At 59.3% G+C, this 16627-nt stretch carries 14 protein-coding genes; 10 read left to right on the top strand and 4 right to left on the bottom strand.

Translation table 11 applies throughout. The features are described 5' to 3' along the window. The first annotated feature begins 249 nt into the window (after nucleotides 1–249). The 4 genes from AWB64_RS21525 to AWB64_RS21545 all read left to right on the top strand — a co-directional run bounded on the left by AWB64_RS21525 (nucleotide 250) and on the right by AWB64_RS21545 (nucleotide 4932). On the top strand, nucleotides 250–684 hold the full coding sequence (locus AWB64_RS21525; protein WP_060857465.1) for a hypothetical protein: 435 nt from the start codon (nucleotides 250–252) through the stop codon (nucleotides 682–684). Beyond that, nucleotides 644–1447 (top strand): hypothetical protein, encoded by an 804-nt coding sequence (locus tag AWB64_RS21530; protein WP_157766670.1) that lies wholly within the window; start codon nucleotides 644–646, stop codon nucleotides 1445–1447. Before AWB64_RS21525 ends, AWB64_RS21530 begins: the two co-directional genes overlap by 41 nt. Before the next feature lie 701 nt (nucleotides 1448–2148). Continuing rightward, nucleotides 2149–3099 carry a hypothetical protein gene (locus AWB64_RS21540; RefSeq protein WP_060857468.1) on the top strand — a complete coding sequence of 317 codons (951 nt, stop codon included), beginning with the start codon at nucleotides 2149–2151 and terminating at the stop codon, nucleotides 3097–3099. A 78-nt stretch (nucleotides 3100–3177) separates the two neighbouring features. Beyond that, entirely contained in the window at nucleotides 3178–4932 is a 1755-nt protein-coding gene (locus tag AWB64_RS21545; RefSeq protein ID WP_060857469.1) for a ShlB/FhaC/HecB family hemolysin secretion/activation protein, read from the top strand. A gap of 59 nt (nucleotides 4933–4991) precedes the next feature. Here AWB64_RS21545 and AWB64_RS21550 read toward each other — a convergent pair whose 3' ends face one another. From AWB64_RS21550 to AWB64_RS21565, 4 genes are all read right to left on the bottom strand, one after another. Beyond that, entirely contained in the window at nucleotides 4992–7235 is a 2244-nt protein-coding gene (locus tag AWB64_RS21550) for a DEAD/DEAH box helicase (protein ID WP_060857470.1), read from the bottom strand. After that, nucleotides 7207–8517, bottom strand: a complete 1311-nt coding sequence (locus AWB64_RS21555; RefSeq protein WP_060857471.1) for an ATP-binding protein — start codon at nucleotides 8515–8517, stop codon at nucleotides 7207–7209. The genes AWB64_RS21550 and AWB64_RS21555 overlap by 29 nt, the downstream gene beginning before the upstream one ends. Continuing rightward, nucleotides 8514–10643: a tellurite resistance TerB family protein gene (locus tag AWB64_RS21560; protein ID WP_060857472.1), complete on the bottom strand. Its 2130-nt coding sequence runs from the start codon at nucleotides 10641–10643 to the stop codon at nucleotides 8514–8516. The genes AWB64_RS21555 and AWB64_RS21560 overlap by 4 nt, the downstream gene beginning before the upstream one ends. Before the next feature lie 157 nt (nucleotides 10644–10800). Further along, entirely contained in the window at nucleotides 10801–11688 is an 888-nt protein-coding gene (locus tag AWB64_RS21565) for a LysR family transcriptional regulator (RefSeq protein ID WP_060857473.1), read from the bottom strand. 158 nt (nucleotides 11689–11846) lie between these two features. Between AWB64_RS21565 and AWB64_RS21570 the strand changes: the two genes are divergently transcribed. The 6 genes from AWB64_RS21570 (at nucleotide 11847) to AWB64_RS21595 (ending at nucleotide 16619) form a co-directional block, all read left to right on the top strand. Further along, nucleotides 11847–12701, top strand: a complete 855-nt coding sequence (locus AWB64_RS21570; protein WP_060857474.1) for an alpha/beta fold hydrolase — start codon at nucleotides 11847–11849, stop codon at nucleotides 12699–12701. Nucleotides 12702–12739: 38 nt separating this feature from the next. Further along, nucleotides 12740–13486: an SDR family NAD(P)-dependent oxidoreductase gene (locus AWB64_RS21575; RefSeq protein ID WP_060857475.1), complete on the top strand. Its 747-nt coding sequence runs from the start codon at nucleotides 12740–12742 to the stop codon at nucleotides 13484–13486. Between the two features lie 44 nt (nucleotides 13487–13530). Further along, on the top strand, nucleotides 13531–14175 hold the full coding sequence (locus AWB64_RS21580; protein ID WP_060857476.1) for a glutathione S-transferase: 645 nt from the start codon (nucleotides 13531–13533) through the stop codon (nucleotides 14173–14175). Between the two features lie 83 nt (nucleotides 14176–14258). Next, a complete protein-coding gene (locus AWB64_RS21585) occupies nucleotides 14259–15248 on the top strand; it encodes a zinc-dependent alcohol dehydrogenase family protein (protein WP_060857477.1) in 990 nt (329 codons plus the stop codon). A gap of 25 nt (nucleotides 15249–15273) precedes the next feature. Further along, the gene (locus AWB64_RS21590; protein WP_060857478.1) at nucleotides 15274–16023 is read left to right on the top strand and encodes an SDR family NAD(P)-dependent oxidoreductase; all 750 of its coding nucleotides are present in this window, start codon (nucleotides 15274–15276) and stop codon (nucleotides 16021–16023) included. A 149-nt stretch (nucleotides 16024–16172) separates the two neighbouring features. After that, nucleotides 16173–16619 (top strand): SRPBCC family protein, encoded by a 447-nt coding sequence (locus tag AWB64_RS21595; RefSeq protein WP_060857547.1) that lies wholly within the window; start codon nucleotides 16173–16175, stop codon nucleotides 16617–16619. Nucleotides 16620–16627: the final 8 nt, after the last annotated feature.

Here is a 16627-nt window from a genome sequence, read left to right on the forward strand (position 1 = left end):
ATTTATTTTGCATTGCTCTGGCTCGTCGGAGCGACCGCTATCGTAGTCCTGAGCGAATTCGCGGTGGGTCCCGCGTTGCAATGGTTGCTATATAACATGCCCTATCAGTTTCCAACGTGTGAGCGGGTTGGTCGAATGGCTCTGTTTATAATTTTTATGGGCTTCTTTGCCGGCACGATCACTTGGTTCTACGAGAAAAAGACTTCGAACCGCTAGGTGCTTTAAAACGATAAAACAGGATGAATTTAAATGAACCGAACGACATTTGACGAGATCACTATCAAAGACAACTTCGCCGTCGCACAGGTAGCACTTTATTTATTTGCGATCCTGCAAGTAGTGATGGCGCTGATGACGGCCACCGGATCAATTCCTCTTGGCATCGCTCCACAGGCCTTGACGATACAGCGCATATCGATAACCACAAACGCAGTAGTCAACATTCTGTGCTTTACGGTGGGATACGTGCTTTTAGCGCGATGCCTGACTCACTGCACAACGCTTGTCTGGCGCATCGCACTTGGCATATTCCTGCTCAACACCGGCATCGCCGTACTAGCGATCGCCGCCCAACCTAATCTCTATCCAGTGCTGACATGCGGTCTTTCTGTCGCCGGTGCGACCTCGGTATGGAACGGACGCGGTGCGATCAAAGACCATGCGGCGTCACTGCCGGTTGACTGACAGATTTAATCGCCAGTTGCATCCCCAGGAAAGGACGCTCGCCAAGCAACTTGCTGACAAGAGCGGTGGAAAATACACGCAAGCACAGGTCGAAGATCAGATGCGCATTATGGGTGGGTTGATCGGCGATTCGCGTGAATCGGGCGCGCCTTCAACATTGATTGGCCAAACGCCAAGCGATTCAGGCGCGCAGTGGCAGTACGCTGGTAAAACAGATGACGGAAAACCAATTCTGACGCAGATTACGGCGCAGCCCGATCAAGGATTGCAGAGCTACATTCTGACGAACGCTGGATCGATGCCGGGCGGTGACGTGCCGAATATTGTGTATGACCAGATCGGTAAAAAAGGCTTTAGCGTGGACTTACGGGGGCCGTTCACGAAGTTCGATCAGTCGGACGCGGATTATGTGCGCGATACGGCAGCGGGCGCGGCCTCAATGATTTCTACGAATGCGGGACGCATTGGTTCAGCAGCTGCAACGGCAGCAGTGCTACCAACACCTTATACGCCAATCTTCGAGGGATTAGCCTTTGGAGCAACTATTACAGGATGGGCCGCGGATTTCGCGGCGCAAATGGCTCGGCCCAATCCTGGCGCTTATGTGGCCGGGGGTATCGTGGACCTTACACTCGGTGGCATGGCGAATAAGTACCCGTTGGCGGGAACTTTCTTTACTGAATCTGGAAACTGGATCAAGAACACTACAGCGTTTAATGATGCCAGTAAAAAACTTAACGACGCGGCCAAAAACAAAAAATGAAAATCATAAGCAATGGCAATTTCACGGCTTGGTTCCGTATCCTCTTGTGGGCCGTTGGCATAGTAATAGCAGCGAGCTCTTATTTCTTTTTTACTGGTTTAGTCATGTTCATCGGTGTCGTGATTGGGATGCTTGTCCTAGCAACGGGTACGTATGCAGAGCGCGCCAGTTTGCTTCACATTAAGCCTTTCGACAACAGCTACGAGAAAGCTCGTAGGAGCTACGAAGCGAAGGATAGCGATCAAAGCAAGCCCTAATGACCACCATTTATCTGACGCACAGCGGCGCGCTCGTTGCAGGAAACGCGGTGAGCGTGCTGCGTCGTTATTAGTTTATGGAGTAGGCAAGATTGCAGACGCTGCGTTCACTGGCTTGGTGCGGTATATCCAAATCAAAAAGAACCCATAGCAAAACACCCAGTCTTGCGCAAAGTCCGTTGTTTGTGGTGGGTGGTTCAAGCTGGCGTGACGACAAGTTAGACCATCAAGCTTTTGGCGAGATCCAAGTGTCTCCACACTTTAGTTGTGTTATCACCCGCGTCCATCCTCCAAGATCGACGCCATATAACGCTCTGAAGGCCTTAACAAATTTGATCGACGTGCCTATCCAAGTCAGCCGATAGGCACGTCCGGCTACGCATTCAACCACTGGTCTCTTCTGCACGCATGCGCGGAAGAGACCTTACATAAAGAGGAATAAGGATGTCCAGTTCAAAAAACCTGCGTAAGAGCGTCGCACGCAAAGGCGCATCGACCGCGATTTTAATGCTCGTCGCCGCGCTGACTGCATGCGGTGGTAGTGGCAATGATGAAGCGTCGCGCAGCGCGAATGCTGCCGCCACGCCGCCTGACTCATCGACCACTCCCGCATCGGATTTACCATCGGCAAATGCAAACTTCTTTGACAGTATCTTTTTAGATGCCAGCGGTGCGGGCTACTATGAGTTCGGTGCGAACTATGCGAAGGGGTTTTATCCGACCGCAACTGGACGGACGCGATTGTATGTAACAGGAGACACTGACACGAATTTCAGTTTGTCCTCCACAGATATTTTTGGCCCTTATGCAGCGAATAGCGAAGATGGCTACCTCACGGCAGAGGGTGCGTTCATGTCGATTAATGCCAGACCGAGTGATATTGGCGATAATTCGCGTATTTTTCAGCGGTTGCCACAGGGCTACCAGTTAGGCGTAAATGGTATGTCGGGTCCGCTTTATGAAATCACGCTAACCGTGAACGATGTCGCGGAAGAAGCGGTTAATTCCGTGGTGGCACGCGACGAAGCCGGCGGCAACGGCTTGACTTTACTGCTTGGGAACGACACGACAGCAATGCCCGCGGGTGCGCAGACTTATCGGCAAATTGCCAAGACCCTGGTTTCCCATGTGGCCTTCAGCGCGTTCATTAGCAATCAAGGTTTCACTTCGCTAGAACAGGCTCAGGCGAGAAACGGCGGAGTAATCCAGACGCTGGGTGGTTATCGTTATCTTTCCTATAGCAAGCACGGCGCATTGGTTGAATACAACGGCACAATTTACGGCGGCCAAAAGTACGACGCAGGCGACGTCAACGATGCAAAACCCTCTGGCTACAACCGGATCGCAGCCGACTTCCTCGCACAGGAACAGCAAAAAATCGGATTGCCTCATTAAATAAGTGCAGCGTGACTAAGTGCGGCGGCGTCATGAGCCGTTGCTGTGCGACACGCCGATTCAGGAAGCAATCTACGCATGAAAATTCGCAAGAGGCTGGCGGCGCTGCCGCTCACAGCCCTGGTATCGCTCGCGTCGAACGCGCAGCACGCGCCTACGCCAGCCGATGAAGCCGCCGCCGCTCGTGCCAACGCCGAGCAGAACCAGCAAATCCAGCAGCAACGCGACGCACAGCAGCGCGACGCAACCGTGCAAGCGCCAGCAGTACGCTCGACCCTTCCAACATCCCCGGCCTTCCCGGTTTTGCCGAAGGAGGAACCGTGCTTTCGCATCGATACATTCAAGCTCGATGTGCCCGCAACGCTCTCCGATGCCACCCGCAGCAAGGGAGCCTCGGCCCTATCACTGGACCCGTTCGCCTTCGCGCGCCAATGGCTCGATCACTACACCGGCCAGTGCATCGGCAAGGCGGGACTCGACGCCCTGACAAAGGGACTGCAGCAAGCCATCCTCTCGCGCGGCTATGTGACCACGCGCGTGCTGCTACCCGAGCAGGACCTGTCAACGGGTACGCTGAACGTGGCGCTTGTACCGGGCGTTGTGCGGCATCTGCGCTTCGCCGACCCCGACACACGCGGCGCGTTGAAATCCGCGTTCCCCACCCGCGACGGCGACCTGCTGAACTTGCGCGACCTCGAACAAGGGCTGGAGCAGATGAAGCGCGTCGCATCGCAGGACGTGGACATGAAAATCGAGCCCACCGATACCCCCGGCGAAAGCGATGTCGTCGTGACCGTGAAGCGCGCAAAACCCTGGAGCTTCGTCGCCTCCATCGATAACTCGGGGACCGATGCGACCGGCAAATGGCAAGGCAATGTGAGCCTCGGCATCGACAACCCGCTCGGCCTGAACGACGTGTTCGCAGTCGGCGCAAATCAGGACTTGTCGTTCGGCAACAAGTCGCTTGGTTCGCACGGCTTCAACGGTTCGTACTCCGTTCCATGGGGTTACTGGATGGCAACGCTTTCCGGCGACACCAACACCTATTACCAGCAGATCGCGGGCGTGAACCAGACGTTTGTATCGAGCGGCAATTCGCAGACCGCTACGCTCAGGCTCGCGCGCGTGCTGAGCCGCGGCCAGAGCGATGTATTCGGCGTGGAGTTCCAGTTATCGAAGCGCTTCGGTGAAAGCTTCATCGATGACACCGATATTCCACAGCAGCGGCGCAACAATACGTTCATCGAAGCGGGGCTAACCGACCGTCACTACTTCGGCGCATCGCAGTTCGACGGCACGCTCGCGTACCGCCAGGGCATCGGTGGGCTTGGCGCGACAGATGACCCTGTACCCGATGGTCCGACATACCGCTTCCACATGGCCGTGCTCGATGCGAATCTTTCGATGCCATTTTCCATTGCCAACCACCCATTGCGCTACGTCACGACGCTACACGCGCAGTTCACCAACGACATGCTCTTCTATCTCGACGATCTGAGCATCGGTAGTCGCTACACTGTGCGGGGCTTCGACGGTGAAACCATGCTGGCAGCGGAGCGCGGCTTCTACTGGCGCAACGAAATGCAGTGGCCCATTTTGCAGACCGGACAAACGCTGTATGCGGGGATTGACTACGGGCGCGTGTTTGGACCGAACACGGCTTTCCTTGCCGGAACACAACTCGCGGGTGCGGTGGTCGGCATTCGGGGCGGACTTCCCGCGCGCTTTCTCGGCATCTCGTATGACCTGTTTGTTGGGACGCCGATTTATAAACCGAGTGGCTTCCCAACCGCACGCGTGACGGTTGGCGTACAAGCCACCGCGCAATTCTAGCGTGCCGCGGGTAACACGCGCGATGCCGCCCATGCATAAGAGCGCGCGGAGGAGCGCGCTCAAACCCTCCCCTGATTCTCTCCCACCAGCCGCCGCGCCAATGCAACTCCGCCCGGCATATCCAGCCGCAACGAAGCAAACGCGGCGCGTTTGACATCATCGGGAAGGGCCCAATCCCACTTCTCATTCTCGATGTTCTGGATCACGCTCAACGCGCGCGTCAAATCCGAAGCCGTCCGCGCACCGACCTTCTGCAGTACGCTCGTGACAGTCTCGAACTTCGATCCGGCGATGCTCACAACCGCACCCTGATTCCAGGCATCCAGATTTTCGGCACGCAGCAAGACGACCAGCGCGTCGTTGATCCAGTCGCCGGCCCATGTGGCGAGCATGATGTGATTTCCTTCGCTGAATATCGACCTGTTGGCAAGGTCGGCCGCAATAAAATATTTGCGTGCTTCCTCCAGAAGCTTCGCCGCTTTTGTATCGATGAAAACCACCGGCTCATCACTCGCCAAGACGCGCTTCATCTCGCGGCGAACTTCGTCGTGAACCATCGCGCTTGCGCCATCGAAAACCGGCGGCGCGCCGCCCCGATCCGCCGATACGAATACCGTCTTCCTCTCGGCATCCACTTCAAGAACGCGCCAGCGCTGCCCGCCGAAGATGATGCCCTGCCCCGGAATCAACGGACGCGCCACGGGCAAGGAGCCAAGCTGCTTGCTTCCAGCAACGATACGAAATTCGTCATCGCTTGAAAACGATGCGTAGAACTCGTAGTGATTGACGAGCTTTTCGCCGCGCACGCCGTGCAGCAGCAAGCCGCTCGCCTCCTGCACGATCAGGTCGGCTTTGCCGAGGCTGCGCAAAATGGCGGCGAACGTGGGTTTGTCGATCATGTCGAAGGGACCGTCCGCAACGAGCGTCTCCCACAATCCGGTTGCCGTGGCGCCGCCGCGCTCCGCAATCACCGACAACACTTGCTGCACGAACGTGGACGCATGCAGCCCGCGCGCCCTCGGCGGTTCCACCCATTTTTTCTGCAGCAGGAAAACGCCGGCTATCGACTGCACGAGTCCTTCGCGAATGCGGTCGGAAAAATCGGAGTGCGCGTTGAGTTCCGCTTCCACGCAGTAGCTGCGGAAAATCGCCGGCTCGCCTTTTCGTCTGCCCGAGCGTCCCAGGCGCTGCATCAACGCGGCCACCGATGGCGGCGGTCCAACCTGTGCCACGCTTTTCACCGCGCCAATATCGATGCCCAGTTCAAGCGTCGATGTACACACGGCTGTCGCCGGCCGGTCGCCCGCGCGCAACGCGTTCTCCGCGTCTTCGCGCAACTCCTTTGCAAGACTGCCGTGATGCGGCCAGAACTCGTTCGGATGACCATCGCGCTCGCATGCGCGGCGCAACAGGTCGGCGTAGAGTTCAACCTGCCGGCGGCTGTTCGGAAACACCAGGTTGTTCGCGCCGCGCAGCGCAAGGTACATCTGGTTGACAATCTCGAGCGTGCTGCCGGGCACGGCGTCCTCAAGCTGCGGACTGCGGATATCCGGTTGCATTTCAACGCGCGCCGGCGTCTGCACGAAACCCTTGATGATGAGCCGTATCTCCCGCGAACTTCCCTTCGATTCAATTATCTCAACCGGCCTCCCGGCTTTCGGCCGCAGAAACTGCGCCGCCAGTTGCATGTCGCCCAACGTGGCCGACAACCCCACGCGCGGCACGAACCGTCCGCAGATAAGATCGACGCGTTTGAGCAAAGACTGCAACTGCATGCCACGCTCGGAGCCAATGAACGCGTGCAGTTCATCCACGACGATATATCGAAGCGTGCCAAAAATCGCGGCAAGCGATGATCCGCGCGTGACGAACATGGCTTCCAGCGATTCGGGTGTAATGAGCAAGATGCCCGATGGCTTCCTCAGGAAGCGCTGCTTGCGGCTTGCCGATACATCGCCATGCCAGCCGACCACGGGGACCTCCAACGTCTCGCAGAGTCCGTCGAGCCGCGACCATTGATCGTTGATGAGCGCCTTCAAGGGGCTGATGTAAAGCACGCTCGCAACTCCGGGTTCGTCGCGCAGCAGGTTCGAGAGGATCGGGAAAAATGCCGCTTCGGTCTTTCCGGCCGCCGTGGCCGCGGCGATGATCACGTCGCGATCCGCGTCGATAAGCGCCGGCACCGAGCGCTCCTGCGCATCGCGCAACTCGGTCCAGCCTTCCTCCCAGATCCATCGGCGGATGCGTTCGTCGAGCAGGTCGAAACTTCGGGAATCAGTCGAGCCGGAAGCTGGCGAGTTCATCGTCACCGTCAGTGGGTGCAGCGGGAACGTTGGACGTCATGCCGCCGTCGTCGCGCTCGATTGTCAGGACATCGATCAATTCGCGCCAGTCGCGGCCGGGATTCTGCTCCAGCACCGCGAGAAAATTGATGAACGCCGTGATAGTGGTTCGCGGCGTGCGGAAATACGCCTCGCCAAGACGCGCCGCGCAATGCGCCATGAACGCAGGGATGGCCTCTTCGGGCACGAGCGCGCGGGTTGCGTCGCCAAAAGCGTAGAGCGTGCGGATCTTGTCGAGCAGCACGTAGAAATCCTCGGGCGTCAGACTTGCCAGGCGGATAACGGGCCCACTGTAATCGACCAGACCGTTGGTTGCAAAAGCGTTTTCGGCGAGACGCGATTGCAGCGCCGGATAGCTGTAGAGGCCGCGCTTGGTATCGAGCAGGAATTCGGGCGTGCCGCCCAGCACGAAGCCCAGGCCCTCGGCGGAGCCCTGCAGCGAGTCGTTGAGAATGCGCAGGATCTGCTCGTAGTTCGAGTTGCGCGCGTGAACGTTGGACAGCTTGTAGAGGTTCACGAGTTCGTCGAGACACACCATCAGGCCGCTATATCCCGCCATGCGCACAAACCGGCCAAGCAGCTTCAACTGATCGTAGATGGTTGCATCGTCCACGATGGTGCGCACGCCCAGTGCCGCGCGGGCGTCGGTTCGCGTGGAGAATTCGCCGCGCAGCCAGCGGACTGCATCGCTCTTGAGCTGCTCGTTGCCTTCCTCGAAACCCCGGCAATACGCCGCGATCACATCCGAGAAATCGTAGCCGTTGACCATCTCGGTCAACTGGCCCAGTTGCGCCCGGATGACTTCCTCGCTGGTTCGGCCCGACGCCTTCGCTTCGGTCTTCGCCTGCCCAATGAACTTCTCCACTACGCCCGCCAGCGCGCCGCCATCGGGCTTGGTGCGCGTGGACATGTTCTTCACGAGCTCCGCGTAGAGCGAGCGCGCCTGTCCGCCGGACGCATGCAAACGGCGGTCCGGATTGAGGTCCGCGTGCAAGGTCACGAGTTTCTTTTCGAGCGCGATTGCGCGAACGAGGTTCAGGAAGAACGTCTTTCCCGCGCCATACTCGCCCACGACGATACGAAAACTCGAGCCGCCATCGGCCACCCGTTCAATGTCCTTCATCAGCGCGTCGAGTTCCCTCGCACGGCCGACCTGAATCAGATGCTGCCCAATGCGCGGCACCACGCCGGCGCGAAGGGATTGCAGGACCGCGTCGCGGTCCCTTGGGCGAATCGTTGTCATGCAGCCAGCCTTTGAGCTAATTCCTGATTGATTTCTACAGGGTCGTCCCCGTCTGTCAGCGGCTCGTCCCAGTGATCGAGCGACGCCTCGTTGAGCTGTTCGACAGCGCCATCGAGCATCAGGTCGAGCGCCGATGCCGCCTCCTGCAATTCGTCGCGCGTCCACGATGCACGCGTAAGAAGCAGGCGCAGAAAATTCGAGTGGGCGTGGTCGAGCCCGAGCACCGGCGGTTGATCCGTCTCGGGCGTTTTTGCGGGCGCTGCTGTGTGCTGCTCTTCCACGAACACGTCAGCAAGGATTGCGGACACTCGCGCAGTCTCATGCTTCAACGCCGCAATACGCGCGGGATCGAGCGTAAAGCTCGGCGCCGCTTTCGCGCTTTGCGGCTTCTGATGAAGCGCGCTGTAAAGAAGTTGAGTACTGGTATCCAGCATTCGATAAACCTTCTCCAGCGCCTTCACTTTTTCCCGCGAAACAATGCCGTCTGCATTAGCAACCTGCACGAGCAGCGAAGCCAGTTCTTGTCGAACGTCCCCGCTCAACGGCTCCAACCGTTTCCTGAACCCCGCGATGGACGCGCGACTGGCAAGCTGCACACGGCTTCTCGCTCTCAAGCGCAACTTGAGTTCTTCTGAAAACTGCTGCCACGTGTCGATCCGTGTATCGATCACGGTGATTGCAGCATTCGACGCGCTGCCGTCAGCCGTGGCCACGGCCGCAGCGAGGTCGATCGCGACCGCGGCGATTGAGTATGTGTCGTCGACCGCAAGGACTTCGTCGCCTGGAGGCGCCATGAAAAGCGCCAGCGCGTCGCCCACTTTCGGCGTACGCGCGCCGAGCCTGACATCGGGTTCGATCACAATTGCGCTCTGCGAAAGCACGGCGCAAAACGCCGTGGTCTTGTCGCGCGTCATGTTCCCCGTGAACTTGAATCTGCCGAGAAGTTCGCCGAATGTCGAGACGTGTATAGGCTTTTCCTTCACTTCGTCCGCAAGCGCATCGAGCGTGTGCTGCATGGCGTCCGGCCATAGTTCGACGGGCAGCATCAACGTGGCGTCGAGCGTTCCCGCCGCGCCCGGAAACCTGCCCAGATAGCGGCTGTACGAGTCGAGCGCGCTCGCCGCTTCGTTCATCAGCGATTGCAGCCTGCCGCGCGGTCCGTTGATCGCGCCAATGTCCGGCAAGCCGACGAGGAATCCCGGTACCGGCAAATTCCTGAGCGCAATGAACGCGGGATCGGGACGCACTTCAAGCGTGGTGCGGTTCACCGAAAGCAGCATGCCGAGCCTGAAACGCTCGGCGTACTTGCGAATGAATACCTTATCGAACTCTTCCGGACAACGCGTGACGGCTGCACGGCGCACAAGCAACGGATCCATCTTCGCCCACGCGAGCGCCCAGTCGGCGGGCACCGGGTGTTTGTCGACGGCGGCTTGCGCGAAAGCCACGCGCACGTCCATGGGCACCTGATAACCCATCGCCAGGCCGCGCGGCGCAGGTTTGTCGTACATTTTCCCGTTTCGCGACGACATCAGGCCAACCGATTCCAGCAGATTGCGCAAATGCCTCTGCCATGAATAGTTTGCATCGATATTCAGCAAACGCCGCAGTTCCCGCGCAATCTCCGCGAATTCGGTTTCCCCGACCCGACCTGCCGCGCCGTCCACAAGCACGCGCCGCTCGAGCCCGTACAAGTAGAAAAACAGGTAACCGGTGTGGATATCGGATCTCTTGCGGTCCGAGGCAAGCCATTCCAGATAGGTCCGGCGCTGCTCGCCCGTAAGCGTGCCGTAGCTCAGTTCCTTGGAACCGAGCGCAACTACGGGATTCGCGCCCGTGTCGGCAACTTCCGCACGGGCGTCGATTACGCATGCTTCGATTGAACGGGGCGTCGAGCGATGAACATCCCCAAAATAAAACATGCCACCCGAGATGGAGATATCGCCGATTTCGACGATTTTTCCCGGCGAAATCCACGCTACTGAGGATGGCGAAGCATTTCCTGACGGCTTGATCGAGTGGCCAGTCGCGCCCGGGTTGTCCGCGATGGTTACTGACACCAACGTCTCGTCGTCGCTATTGCCGTATGCGTCGCGATCGTTGTAGGCGCCGGAAGAACTCCCCATGGAATAAACAGGCTCCTCGTGAGCGATATATCAAACCGGTGAATGGTTGCCGATGGTCAAGCCCGAACTCTCGTTTGATGCTTTCCTGTTGATTATATTACTTATTCCTGGAATTCACCGCACCCGCGGCGGCTTGTAGCGAGGGAACCGGCGATGCTCAAACCTGCGGCACGATCAGTTCCTGAGCCCTCGAAAGAAACATCTTCAGAACAGGCGAAGCATTCGACTTGCTGTAGCCGATCACCAGATCCACGGTCGGCGCATCGCCTTCCAGCGGCCGGCTGACGACGGACCACGGCAGCAGGTTGTTCGCGTACTCCGGCATGAGCGCCAGCCCTCGTGTGGACGCAACCAGCGACATTGCCATGGCGAGGTTATCGACGCCATGCTCAGGCGTGATGTCAATACCGCTTTCCTGCAGATATCGCGCGACCACGTCATGGAGCACCGCCGCCTTGTTCGTTGCCATGATGAGCGTCTCGCCGGTGAAATCCTCCGGCCGGATCGCCGTGCGCGCCGTGAGCGGGTGATCGCTTGGCATCAGCACGAGCAGCTTTTCCCGGCTGACCACGCGATAGTCCAGATCAAAGCCCGGTTCCGCCCGCAGGAATGCGAGGTCGAGCTTGCCGCGCGCGAGGGCGTCCGCGAGATCGGGCGAATAGTGGCTCGACACGGTGACATCGATATTCGGCAGTTCGTCGCGCAAAACCTGCATGGCGCACGGCAACCACGTCATTTCCTGCCCCGTCAGGAAGCCGAGCGCGAAAACCTGCTTCGCGGGGCGTGCGGCGCGACGCGCGGCCTCGATGGCGGCATCGACTTGCGACAAGGCGAGCCGCGCGTGATCGAGAAACGCCCTCCCCGCCACGGTGAGCTCGACGCCCCGCGCGCTGCGGCTGAAAAGCGCCGCGCCGACTTCGTCTTCCAGATCGCGAATCTGGCGGCTGAGCGACGGCTGCGACGTGTGCAGCCGCTGCTCGGCCGCCACTGTCAGGCTGCCCGTCTCGGCAACGGCCACGAAGTACCGCAAATGTCGAAGCTCCATACGCCCTCTTGAGTTATCCATGCTTTTCAGGCATGCCCACCAGCCTACAAAGTCTTTTTACTTTACACAAGCACGGCCTAGATTACGCATCAGAGCACGCCACGGCAGCAACTAAAGCGGCTTCAGCCATGCTTCATACCTATACCGGAGAAAAAATCATGACGCTTCACACCCACCACACCGCGCCGACCCGGTTCGTCGATGCCAACGGAATCCGCTTCGCGTACCGTCGCTTTGGCAAGACGGGCGGCGTTCCGCTTGTGTTCAACATCCACTTCACCGGCACCATGGACCATTGGGACCCCGCTGTGACGGACGGTCTCGCGCGGGATCGCGAAGTCATCCTGTTCAACAACGCCGGCATCTCCAGTTCATCCGGCGAAGTGCCGCACTCGATTGAAGAGATGGCAGCGAACGCCGCTGCGTTCATCAAGGCGCTGGAGCTTGAACAAGTCGATGTTCTCGGCTTTTCGATGGGCGGCCTCATCGCGCAGCAACTTGCACTGACCGAACCACAACTCGTGCGCCGCCTGATCCTGGTTGGGACCGGCCCACGCAGTGGCGAATCAATGGAGTCGCTGACGCCCGAAGCGCAGGAAATTTTCAGCGTGGCTTACGACGAGCCGGATCATCTTTGGCTGCGCGTGCATTTTTCTCCGTCGCAAGAAAGCCAGGCCGCCGGCCGCAAATTCCTGCAGCGCTTTCGGCTGCGCAGCGAAGAACGCGATCCTGAAGCCAACGAATCGGTCGCGCCAGCACAACTCGCGGCGCTCGCAAAATGGGGCGTACCGCGCGAAAACCCCTTCGATTACCTGAAGGCGATCTCGCAGCCCACGCTGGTGGTCAACGGCGACAACGACGTGATCATCTATTCGATCAACTCCTGGATCCTGCAGCAGAACATCCCGAACGCGCAGTTGATCATCTATCCCGATGCGAATCACGGTTCGCTTTATCAGTACCCGGAACGCTTTGTCTCGCACGTCACGCAGTTCCTGGACGAAGGCATCTGAATCGTTCAATCGTTTTCAACCGGCTCAAGGAGTTTGTCATGACCCATCTCAGCGGAAAGACCGCGCTTGTCACAGGCGCTTCACGCGGCATCGGCCGCGCTACGGCGCTCACGCTTGCCCGCGAAGGCGCACAAGTGCTGGTGCATTACAGCAGCGGTGAAAAGGAAGCCGAGGCTGTCGTCGCCGAGATTCGCGCGGCCGGCGGCAACGCGCAGAAGATCGCCGCCAATCTTCGCGATGCAGATGGCCCGCATATGCTCGCCGAGCGCGTGCGGGCAGTCGTGGGACAGCGGCTGGATATCCTGGTGGCGAACGCGGGGGTATCGAAGGCGGCGAGTATCGAGGAAACGACTGTGGAGGACTTCGACAACCTCTTCGCCGTAAACGTTCGCGCGCCCTACTTTCTCGTGCAGCAACTGCTGCCGGTGATGTGCACGGGCAGCAGCGTGGTGTTGCTGTCATCGCTGGCGGCGCATGCCGTGGTAGGCAAGCTGTCCGCTTACGCAGCGACGAAAGGCGCGGTCGATACGCTCGTCAAGCACTTCGCATTGGCGCTCGGTGAACGCGGGATTCGGGTGAACGCAATCGCGCCGGGCGTCGTTGCCACCGACATGTCGAGCTTCACGAAGACCGAGGAAGGCCGCAACGCCGCGACTGGCATGCAGGCGCTCAAACGCGTCGCGCAACCTGACGACATTGCCAGCGCAGTCGTGTTTCTAGCCTCCGATGCCGCACGCTGGGTGACAGGCGAAACCTTGCATGTGGACGGCGGCTCGAAACTTTAAATCCTGTTAGTTAGTTATCCATATCCATCATAGGAACTTCTAAAATGACTTCCGCACCTGTACTTCATGAATCGAAGAGTTCGCCGAACTCGCGCCGTGTGCGCATGTTCATCGCGGAGAAAGGTATCAGCATTCCCGTCCAGCCGGTCGATCTTGGCGCGAAGGAACAGTTCTCCGATGCGTACCGCGCAATCAATCCACGCAGCCAGGTGCCGGCATTGGCGCTTGCCGACGGTCCTGTGATTGCAGAAGTCCTTGCGATCTGGCGTTATCTGGAAGAAACGTATCCGGACACGCCGTTGCTCGGGACCACGCCGCAGTCAAAGGCGCTCGTCACCATGTGGGAACGCCGTGCAGAACTGGATGGCTTCGCGCCTGTCATGGAAGGCGTGCGTAACGCCGCTGCGGGACTGAAAGACCGGGCATTGTCGGGACCCCATGACTACAAGCAGATTCCCGAACTGGTCGAGCGCAGCAAACAACGCGTGGCGAATTTTTTCAACGACTTCAACGAGCGCCTGGCAACCGTGCGCTACGTCGCGGGCGATGCTTTCTCGGCCGCCGACATCACAACGCTCGCGACGGTCGACTTTGCGGCCAACGCATTGAAGATGCCGATTCCGGAAAGCCATGACGCATTGCGCCGGTGGTACGACGAAGTATCCGCGCGGCCGAGCGCCAAGGCGTAGAGAGCCAAAAAAGCATCATTCCGCCTGATGCTCTACTGTAGACACCGCACCACCACCTCAACCCGTTTCTTCTGGAGATTCACATGTCACGCACGATCAAATTCGCAAAAGCCGGTGGTCCTGAAGTGCTCGAATTCGTCGATACAGACGTCCCCGCGCCCGGTCCCAACGAAGTCCGTATCAACGTCAAGGCAATCGGCCTCAATCGCGCGGAATCGATGTGGCGTATGGACGCGTACATCGAACCTGTCAAATTTCCGGCTGGTCTTGGCTACGAAGCGGCCGGCACCGTGGACGCCGTCGGCAGCAATGTCACGGGCCTGGCGCGCGGCGACAAGGTGAACGTGATTCCATCGTTTTCAATGAACCAGTACTTCACCTATGGCGAAACGATCATCGCGCCGGACTATGCGGTCGTGCAGCATCCGGAATCGCTTTCGTTCGCCGAGGCCGCATCTGTCTGGATGATGTTCGTCACGGCCTATGGCGCGCTGATCGAAGATGCAAAGGTGACCCAGGGCGATTTCGTGATCGTGCCGGCGGCGTCCAGCAGCGTTGGACTCGCGGCCATCCAGATCGCCAACTACGCCGGCGCCACGTCGATTGCGCTGACACGTACGGCCGAAAAGAAACAGCAATTGCTCGATGCAGGCGCGGCGCACGTGATCGTCACCGACGAAACCAGCCTGCTCGATGAAATCATGCGCATCACCGAGGGCAAGGGCGCGCGCGTGGCCTTTGATCCGGTTGGCGGCCCGAACTTCGCGAAGCTGATATCCGCGCTGTCGTTTGGCGGTATCGCGTACATCTACGGTGCATTGAGCGAGGACGTCACGCCGCTGCCCGTGCTCGAGATGATCGCGAAGGTGCTGACGGTGAAGGCGCACAACATCTGGCTCACGAGCGGCGACGAAACTCGCCGGAAGGCTGCCGTCGAATACGTGCTCAAGGGATTCGAGAGCGGCGCGCTCAAGCCGGTCATCGACCGTACTTTCACGTTCGATGAAATGGTGGACGCGCATCGCTATCTGGAAACCAACGGCCAGTTCGGAAAGATCGTGGTCACGCTTTGAACAAGTTCGTATGAGGAGTGGAAAAATGTCCAGCAAGCCTGTTGTACTCATCACCGGCGCGTTGAGCGGCATTGGGCGCGCCGCCGCCTTCGCGTTCGCGCGTGACGACGCACGCGTCGTGGTCTCCGGCCGCAGGGCGGAAGAAGGCCGGATGCTGGCGGCGGAACTCGTCGCGCTCGGCGCGCAAGCGGAATTCATTCAAGCCGACGTGCGCTTCGAAGACGATGTCCGGAGGCTCGTGGATGACGCCGTAGAACGTTTCGGGCGGCTGGACATTGCCGTCAATTCAGCCGGTTCGGAAGGCGAATCGGCGCCGGTCATGGAGCAGACGCCGGAACGCTACGCGGCTGTTTTCGACACCAACGTACTCGGCACCTTGCTCGCCATGAAACACGAACTCCGTGTGATGTCGGCCCAGGGCAGCGGCAGCATCGTGAATATTTCTTCCACAATGGGCGTGCGTGGCGCGGCGGGCGCGTCCATATATACGGCGAGCAAGCACGCGGTCGAGGGCTTGACCCGGTCCGCGGCGCTCGAAGCGGCGGCGTTCGGCGTGCGGGTCAACGCGGTCGCGCCCGGTCCGGTAGACACCGCCATGCTCGACCGCCTTACGGCAAACGCTGAACGCAAGGCGGCATTTCTCGCGGGCGTGCCGCTCAAGCGGGCTGGAACGCCGGATGAAATGGCTGACGCCATCCGGTTCGTAGCGTCGGATAAGGCGAGTTTCATGACCGGCGAGGTGCTGCGCGTGAACGGTGGTCGAACTGCTTCGTAACGTGCTGGATTGCCGCGGTCGTGAGAACATGAAAGCCGGTTGAAATTATCGACGCCTACGGGTCTTCCCTGATCCGGCCCATGTCGATAACCGCCTTGTCGAATCGTCGTCGGGGCATGTCCAACTCTTTCATTGAAAGCGAGCACACCATGACTACGGGAACCATCAACCTACAGCGCGTCCTGCGCGCCACGCCTGAACGGATCTATCGCGCATTTCTTGAAGCCGACGGGTTGGCGAAGTGGCTGCCTCCCCACGGCTTCACCTGTCAGGTTCACCACATGGACGCTCGCGTTGGCGGCACGTTCAAGATGTCGTTCCGCAACTTTGGCACAGGCAACAGCCACACGTTCGGCGGCGAGTATGTCGAGCTCGTGCCGTTCGAGAAGATCCGCTACTGGGACCGGTTCGACAACCCGGAACTGCCCGGCCAGATGAACGTCACCGTCACGTTGCGGCAGGTGTCGTGTGGAACCGAACTCACGATCGTGCAGGAAGGCGTGCCCGAAGTCATTCCTGTGGAGATGTGTTATCTCGGCTGGCAGGAGTCGCTGCTTCAGTTGGCGAAGCTGGTCGAACCCGAGATCCCCGGCTGAACGGCGCC

Source organism: Caballeronia sordidicola, assembly GCF_001544455.2.
Taxonomy (GTDB): Bacteria; Pseudomonadota; Gammaproteobacteria; order Burkholderiales; family Burkholderiaceae; genus Caballeronia; species Caballeronia sordidicola.